This window comes from Alcanivorax sp. HI0007 (assembly GCF_001635525.1).
Classification (GTDB): Bacteria; Pseudomonadota; Gammaproteobacteria; order Pseudomonadales; family Alcanivoracaceae; genus Alcanivorax.
Genome location: NZ_LWEJ01000028.1, coordinates 1 through 6,458 on the forward strand (window position 1 = coordinate 1; position 6,458 = coordinate 6,458).

A 6,458-nucleotide genomic window follows, 5' to 3' on the forward strand; every position below is an offset into this window, starting at 1 on the left:
TAATGTTCCAGCCGGTACCCCGCGGGTCGGCTTCCGGGTTCAGGAAGGTGTCCACCCGGTTGCGCTGGTAGTCGTGCATGACAAAGAAGTACATCAGCGGCGCGGCGGTGACCACCAGCAGTACGGCCACGGCGATCAATCGCCAGGACAGCCCGGCCATGAACAGCACTACCAGCCCGCTGGCGGCAATCAGGATGGCGGTACCCAGATCCGGCTGCATGCCGATCAGGGCGGCGGGGATTCCCAGCAATGCCAGGGCAACCAGTACATCCATGAGCTTGGGTGGCAGGGTGCGTTCACTGAAGTACCAGGCGACCATGGCGGGCACCGCCAGTTTCATGGCTTCAGCGGGCTGGAAGCGGCCGATGCCGGGAATGCTGAGCCAACGCTGGGCGCCTTTGGCTTCCGTGCCGGCCACCAGTACCAACACCAGCAGAAACAGGCCGGCGGTATAAAGAAACGGGGCCCAGAACCGGTAACTGCGCGGAGGAATCTGGGCCAGCAGGAACAGCGCGGTGAGTCCGGCGCCAAAACGGATGCACTGGCGCACGACCATCTCCATGCTTTCGTCGCCGGCACTGTAAAGGACAGCCAGGCCACCAAGCATCAATACCATCAAGCCCGCCAGCAAGGGGGCATCCAGGTGCAGTCGCATGGCCAGCCCCGGAGACAGTGTGGCTCCGGTCTGGCCCGGCATCTGACGGATATATTCGCGCTGGCTCATGGCGAAACCTCGGTGGGAACGGGCAGGAATTCCTGGAATACCGGCGGTACGTCCAGTTGGCCATTGTCATCCAGTAACCAGGCATCCATAACCTGGCGGGCCACCGGCCCTGCCACGGAACCGCCATGGCGGCCGTTTTCGATCAACACCGCCACGGCGATGGCGGGTGTTTCCGCCGGCGCAAAAGAGACCATCAGTGCATGGTCGAGCATTCGCTCTGCCAGCTCTTCTTCGTTGTAGGTCTCATCCTGGCCCACCGAAAAGACCTGGGCGGTACCGGACTTGGCAGCGATGGGATACTGGGCATCCACCGCCATCACCCGAGCGGTTCCCTTGGGGCCAGTCACGGCCACCATGGCCTCGGTCATTTTCTCCCAGTCGCTTTCATTCTTGAGGACGATATCGTCACGCTCCACCGGGTGTGTTTCTCCACCCAGGGTGGGGACTATCTGCTTCCCGTGGGAGGCGGTAATCGCTGTGGCAGTGGCCAGTTGCAATGGGGTGGCCAGCACAAAGCCCTGGCCAATGCTGGCGTTGATGGTGTCGCCATGGAACCAGGCGCTGTTGCGGTAGGCGCGCTTCCACTCCTTGGAGGGCATGACGCCGCGGGATTCGTTGTAAAGGTCGATGCCTGTGGGCTGGCCCAGCGAGAACTTGGTCATGTACTCATGCATGCGGGCGATGCCCAGCTTGAAACCCATATCGTAGAAATAGGTATCGCAGGATTGTACAACGGCCTTGTGCATATCCACCCGGCCATGGCCCCAACGTTTCCAGTCCCGGTAGCGATGGGGGTTGTTTTCCAGTTGATAGTAGCCCGGGTCGGAGATGGTGCGCTGCCAGTTGGTGACGCCGGCGTCGAGCCCGGCCAGACCCAGCATGGGTTTGATGGTTGAACCGGGGGGATAGCGGCCCTGCAGGGCCCGGTTGAACAACGGGTTGTCCGGGTCGCTCTGATAGGCCGAGTAATCTTTGTGGGAAATACCGGTGACGAACAGATTGGGGTCAAAGCCGGGCTTGCTGACAAAGGCCAGGACACTGCCATCGCGGGGATCAATTGCCACCACGGCCCCACGGCGGTCGCCCAGGGCTTTGTTGGCGGCTTCCTGAACACGCATGGAAATTCGCAGGCGCATGTCTTCGCCGGGAATCGGGGGCTGTTCCTCAAGCACGCGCAGAATCCGTCCCCGGGCGTTGGTTTCTACCTGACGATAGCCCACCTGACCATGCAGACGATCTTCGTAAAAACGCTCAACCCCGCTGCGGCCATAGAAATGGGTGCCGGCATAATCGCGCTGCTCGTTCAGCGTCATGGCTTCCAGGTCCTGGCTGTTGATGCGGTTCACGTAGCCAATCACGTGGGACAGGGCATCGCCGTGGGGATAATGGCGAATCGGGTTGGCGGAGATACGAATGCCGGGCAACCGATGTTGGTTGACTGCCAACCGGGCGATTTCCTCTTCCGTGAGTCGAGCGCGCATGGGAATGGGTTCCCAGGGGCGTCTGGCGGTCTGCCTGCGTTTGTGGAACCGTTCCAGATCACTGTCGTCAAGCGCCACCATGGTGCCCAGATCTTCGATCAGCGCATCCAGATCCGTGGCCTGCTCGATGACGATTTCCAGGGAAAAATCCGGTCTGTTTTCCGCCAGGATGACGCCGTCACGGTCGGTGATCAGACCGCGAGGCGGTGAAACAGCAATCACCTGTACCCGGTTTTTATCGCTGAGAGTGGTATAGCGGCTGTGCTGGATGACCTGCAGCCAGATCATCCGGCTGATCAGGATCAGCGTCAGCAACAACACCAGAAAGACAGCCACGACCAGACGCACGCTGAAGATGCGCTGTTCTTGGTGGTGGTCTTTCAGTGTTAATGGTCGGCGCATGGTGGCGTCTGCGTCAGGGGGCAAAGGTCAGCGATGATAGGGGTGCCCGGTAAGCAGCGTCCAGCCCCGGTAAAGCTGCTCGGCCAGCAGAACCCGCACCAGCGGGTGGGGCAGGGTCAGGGTCGACAGGCTCCAGCGCTCGTGGGCACTGGCGGACAGTTGTGGGCAGAGTCCATCCGGCCCCCCTACCAAAAGGACCAGATCCTGGCCCAGATCTTTCAGTTCACCCAGTTTACGGCTGAGTGCAGGGGTGTCCAGCGCTCGCCCGTTAACCTCCAGCGCCACGACCTTGGCACCCGGATATTTTTCCAGGCGTTTGCGGATGGCGTCGGCTTCGTTGCGTATCTGGTTGGCGGTGTCTCCTTTGGTCCGTTTGGGCAGGGGGATTTCCTCCAGTTCCAGACGCATGTCCGGAGGCATGCGTTTCTGGTACTCGGCAAAGCCCTCGGTGACCCAGGTGGGCATGCGGGTACCCACCGCCAGCAGGAACAGTCGCATTATTCTTTGGTTTCGCGGTCCGGGTGATGCTGGGGATTACGCCACAGACGTTCCAGGTCGTAGAACTCGCGGGTGGCGGGCAGCATCAGATGCACGATCACGTCGCCCAGATCCACCAGTATCCACTCGCCGGTGTCCTGGCCTTCGCTGCCCAGGGGCTCGTGGCCGGCGTTCTTGGCCGCTTCCACCACGTTGTCGGCCAGGGCCTTCACATGGCGGTTGGAGGTGCCGCTGGCAATGACCATGTTATCGGCCACACTGGTGATTTCACGCACGTCCAGCTGGGTAATGTTCTGGGCTTTGACTTCTTCCAGTGCGTCAATAACCAGTTGCAATAGCGGGGTGTCAGCGCTCATGAGGCCTCGTGTCTGATTCGGGGGAGGAGGATTTGGCCACATTATACAGATGGTGGCGATGAATATGGTCAACAACTGCCGGGTCCAGGGCCGGGCAGTCGCCTTTTTCCGTCAGCGCCTGACGAATGGCGGTGGCGGACACGTCCAGAAACGGCCTCTGTAGCATCAACCTCAGGCCAAAGGCTTGTCCTGCCAGACTGTCCGCGTCGGCTTCCGGGAAAGCGGCCTGGACCCGGTCGTCCGCCAGCGGGCTGTCCGGGCGGGGCACCACGGCCAGGTGACAGAGGGCGGCGTAGTCCTGCCAGTGATGCCAGTGGTGCAGATTGGCGAAACTGTCGGCGCCGATCATGAATACCAGCGGCCGCTCACCGATCTGTTTGCGATAGTGTTGCAGGGTCAGGAGGCTGTAGCTGGGACCGGATTGCTTCAATTCCCAGTCGTCCGGAATCAGCTGTGGGTGGCCTTTGCAGGCCAGTTTTAGCATGGCCAGACGCTGCTCACCGTTGGCCAGGGGCTGGGGTCGGTGGGGTGGCACTGAGTTGGGAAGCAGATGCACAGGGGCTTCGCCAAGCACCCGGGACACCGACCGGGCCGCACTGATGTGGGCCCGGTGGACGGGGTCGAAGGTGCCGCCGAACAGCACCAGTGGTGTGGTGTCGTGAGCGGGGCGCACTACTGGCGGATGTGCCCGTCGCCCAGCACCACCCACTTCTGGCTGGTCAGGCCTTCCAGTCCCACCGGTCCACGGGCATGAATCTTGTCCGTGGAGATACCGATTTCCGCACCCAGACCGTATTCAAAGCCATCGGCGAACCGGGTGGAGGCGTTCACCATCACCGAGCTGGAATCCACCTCGGTGAGGAATTGCCGGGCCCGGGTGTAGTTTTCCGTCACTATGGCTTCGGTGTGACCGGAGCTGTAGCGGTTGATATGGGCGATCGCCTCGTCCAGGTCCCGGACCAGCTTCACCGCCAGGATCGGCGCCAGGTACTCTTCACCCCAATCGGTCTCGGTCGCTTCCAGCATGCCGTCCACCAGGCTGCGAGCCTGCTCGCAGCCCCGCAACTCGACACCGGCATCGCGGTATTTGGCCGCCAGCTCCGGCAGGACCTGCTGGGCGATGGCATTGGCCACCAGCAGGGTCTCGGTGGTGTTGCAGGTGCCGTAGCGCTGGGTCTTGGCGTTGTAGGCCACCTTGATGGCCTTGGCGATGTCCGCCTGGTCATCAATGTAGGTATGGCAGTTGCCGTCCAGGTGCTTGATCACCGGTACCCGCGCGTCGTTGCTGATACGCTCGATCAGGCCCTTGCCGCCACGGGGGACGATGACATCCACGTACTCGGGGTGGCTAATCAGTTCTCCCACCGCCGCCCGGTCAGTGGTTTCCACCACCTGCACGGCGGTGTCCGGCAGGCCCGCTTCGCGCAGACCCACGCGGATGCACTCGGCGATGGCCTGATTGGCATGGATGGCTTCGGAGCCGCCACGCAGGATGGCCGCATTGCCGGATTTCAGGCACAGGGCCGCCGCATCAATGGTCACGTTGGGGCGTGACTCGTAAATAATGCCGATGACCCCCAGCGGAACGCGCATCTTGCCCACCTGGATACCCGACGGGCGATAGGCCAGATCGGTGATCACGCCGACCGGATCGGCCAGACCGATAATCTGTTCCAGGCCCTCCACCATGGCGTCGAAACGGGCCGGGGTGAGTTCCAGACGGTCGAGCAGGGCGGCATCCAGGCCGTTATTGCGGCCGTTGTCCAGATCCTGCTGGTTGGCGTGCAGCACGGCATTGCGGTGGCTGCGCAAGGCGCTGGCGATGGCGGCCAGGGCCTTGTCCTTGTCTCCGGAGCTGGCGCGGGCCATGGCCCGTGAAGCCGCGCGGGCCTGCTCGCCAAGGCGTTGCATATATTGCTGGATATCCATAGTTCTCAAAGCTGAAAAAAGTGGTCAAGAGCGGCATTATAACGACAACCGGTCCTTTACGCTTGCACACAAATGGTGAAGAATTGAAAACCTTTGCTACACAAGTAGGCCTAAATTATTGATTTTGTGGTACGAATGTACCGTTTGTGTGGCGTAACACGGACTGCCTCATCCTGCCGGTTAAGGGTAGCCGATACAACAAGAAAAACTTGAACGGAGCCAGAGACTTATGGCCATTCGCTACCAGGAATACACCCGCTCCGCCATTAAAGCTGCCCCGTTTCAACTCTGGGTGGGCCAATGGCGTATTGATTACCTGGCGTTCTCGCATCCGGATAATGCCCACAAACCGCCGTTGCTGGTGGTGGGCGGCGCCTTCCAGAACTTCACTTCCTACAAGTACTGTGTTGAGCGTATCTACCAGGATTTCCCGGTGGTGCTGGTGGATCTGCCCTCTCTGGGCAATAACACCCAGATTGCCCCGGATTTGAGCATGGAGGATCTGGCGGACCTGCTGTACGAATTCACTTGCCAGTCCAGCCTCGAGAAAGTCCACCTGATGGGCCTGTCGCTGGGGTCCGCCGTTGCCAGCACCTTTGCCTACAAGTACCCCCGGGCCACCGACAAGCTGATTGTGGCGGGTATTGTTACCCGTCCGCGCAAGAGCTGGCGCATGCTGGTGGAAGAATCCGTGCGTGTCCTAGAACAGGGACGCATGGATGAATTCAGCCAGGCGGTGGTGCTCTACCTGGTCAACTACGACAAGATGAAGGAAACCGGCATTACGCCCACGGCCCGCAAGCTGTTCTACCGGCAGATGAAGCAGCTATCCGACAATGAGCGGGAGCGCTACAAGATCAACGGGCGGCGTCTGTTGTCTGTGGAAGGGCTGCTGGGGTATCCGGAATGCGACACCCTGGTGACTACCGGCGAGTTCGACAGCTTTACCCTGCCCTGGGAAAACGCCTCTTTTGCCGAAAAGTGTCCCAATGCCCAGTTCACGCTGATCAAGGGGGCGGATCACCTGCCGCAGCTGGAAAAGCGGGAAGTGTCTCTGGACCTGTTTTC

The 6,458-nt window shown here is 61.0% G+C and carries 7 protein-coding genes; 1 reads left to right on the forward strand and 6 read right to left on the reverse strand.

Annotated elements, in window-relative coordinates; all coding sequences use genetic code 11:
• From A3714_RS01960 to A3714_RS01985, 6 genes are all read right to left on the reverse strand, one after another.
• The coding region (locus A3714_RS01960) for an FtsW/RodA/SpoVE family cell cycle protein (protein ID WP_197463344.1) at positions 1-724 on the reverse strand (724 nt) is incomplete at its 3' end.
• The gene (mrdA, locus tag A3714_RS01965; protein ID WP_063509621.1) at positions 721-2,607 is read right to left on the reverse strand and encodes a penicillin-binding protein 2; all 1,887 of its coding nucleotides are present in this window, start codon (positions 2,605-2,607) and stop codon (positions 721-723) included. The genes mrdA and A3714_RS01960, both read right to left, overlap by 4 nt.
• 27 nt (positions 2,608-2,634) lie before the next feature.
• Positions 2,635-3,105: a 23S rRNA (pseudouridine(1915)-N(3))-methyltransferase RlmH gene (gene rlmH / locus A3714_RS01970; protein WP_063509620.1), complete on the reverse strand. Its 471-nt coding sequence runs from the start codon at positions 3,103-3,105 to the stop codon at positions 2,635-2,637.
• On the reverse strand, positions 3,105-3,461 hold the full coding sequence (gene rsfS, locus A3714_RS01975) for a ribosome silencing factor (protein WP_062815970.1): 357 nt from the start codon (positions 3,459-3,461) through the stop codon (positions 3,105-3,107). Before rsfS ends, rlmH begins: the two co-directional genes overlap by 1 nt.
• On the reverse strand, positions 3,451-4,134 hold the full coding sequence (gene nadD, locus A3714_RS01980) for a nicotinate-nucleotide adenylyltransferase (protein ID WP_063509619.1): 684 nt from the start codon (positions 4,132-4,134) through the stop codon (positions 3,451-3,453). The genes rsfS and nadD overlap by 11 nt, the downstream gene beginning before the upstream one ends.
• Positions 4,134-5,390, reverse strand: coding sequence for a glutamate-5-semialdehyde dehydrogenase (locus A3714_RS01985; RefSeq protein WP_062815972.1), 1,257 nt, complete (start codon positions 5,388-5,390; stop codon positions 4,134-4,136). Before A3714_RS01985 ends, nadD begins: the two co-directional genes overlap by 1 nt.
• A 229-nt stretch (positions 5,391-5,619) precedes the next feature.
• Here A3714_RS01985 and A3714_RS01990 point away from each other — a divergent pair.
• On the forward strand, positions 5,620-6,458 hold an 839-nt coding region (locus tag A3714_RS01990), incomplete at its 3' end, for an alpha/beta fold hydrolase (protein ID WP_063527149.1).